The following is a 1,126-nucleotide window of genomic DNA, read 5'->3' as shown; positions in this document are numbered from 1 at the left end:
ACTCGCGGCAAAGCCTGATCGACCACTGCCGCGCCCTGGACCGTGTGCTGCTGTGGGGCTACTACGTGATCCCCAACTGGCACATCAAGACCTGGCGCGTGGCCTACTGGAACCACATCGGCCACCCGAAGGTGTCGCCCAAGTACGACATCGGCATCGACACCTGGTGGATCAAGCCCGAGGTGACCCCGGCGGTCAGCACGGCCCCTGCAGACGAGGCCGAATAATATGCTGGCCTACATCCTGCGCCGCCTGCTGCTGATCATCCCGACCCTGTTAGGCATCCTGGTCATCAACTTCATCATCGTCCAGGCCGCCCCCGGCGGCCCGGTCGAGCAGATGATCGCCAAGCTCGAAGGCTTCGAAGGCGCCACCAGCCGCATCGCCGGTGGCGGCGCCGAGGTTTCCGTGGCCGGCTCCAACTACCGTGGCGCCCAGGGGCTGGACCCGGCGCTGATCGCCGAAATCGAGCGGATGTACGGCTTCGACAAGTCGCCGCCCGAACGCCTGTGGATCATGATCAAGAACTACGCCCAGCTGGACTTCGGCGACAGCTTCTTCCGCGATGCCAAGGTCATCGACCTGATCATCGAGAAGATGCCGGTGTCGATTTCGCTGGGGCTGTGGAGCACGCTGATCATGTACCTGGTGTCGATCCCGCTGGGCATCGCCAAGGCCGTGCGCCACGGCAGCCATTTCGACGTGTGGACCAGTTCGGCGATCATCGTCGGCTACGCCATTCCGGCGTTCCTGTTCGCCATCCTGCTGATCGTGCTGTTCGCCGGCGGCAGCTACTTCGACTGGTTCCCGCTGCGCGGCCTCACCTCCAACAACTTCGACGAGCTGAGTACCACCGGCAAGGTGCTGGACTACTTCTGGCATCTGGTGCTGCCGATTACCGCGCTGGTCATCGGCAACTTTGCCACCATGACCCTGCTGACCAAGAACAGCTTCCTGGACGAAATCAACAAGCAGTACGTGGTCACCGCCAAGGCCAAGGGCCTGAGCCGGCCACGGGTGCTGTATGGCCACGTGTTCCGCAACGCCATGCTGTTGGTGATCGCCGGCTTCCCCTCGGCGTTCATCGGCATCTTCTTCACCGGCTCTTTGCTGATCGAGGTGATCT

1 protein-coding gene and 1 pseudogene are annotated in these 1,126 nt (G+C 62.8%); both read left to right on the top strand.

Translation table 11 applies throughout. From position 1 onward, the window contains the following. Nucleotides 1-227: pseudogene (locus HP546_RS30475) on the top strand (ABC transporter substrate-binding protein); the annotation flags it as partial. A 1-nt stretch (nucleotide 228) separates the two neighbouring features. Next, the coding region (locus HP546_RS30470; RefSeq protein ID WP_172233664.1) for a microcin C ABC transporter permease YejB at nucleotides 229-1,126 on the top strand (898 nt) is incomplete at its 3' end.

The sequence above is a fragment of the Pseudomonas sp. CM25 genome, assembly GCF_013179705.1.
Taxonomy (GTDB): domain Bacteria; phylum Pseudomonadota; class Gammaproteobacteria; order Pseudomonadales; family Pseudomonadaceae; genus Aquipseudomonas.
Note: the sequence above shows the minus strand (reverse complement) of the source record. Positions and strands in the feature narration are given on the sequence as shown.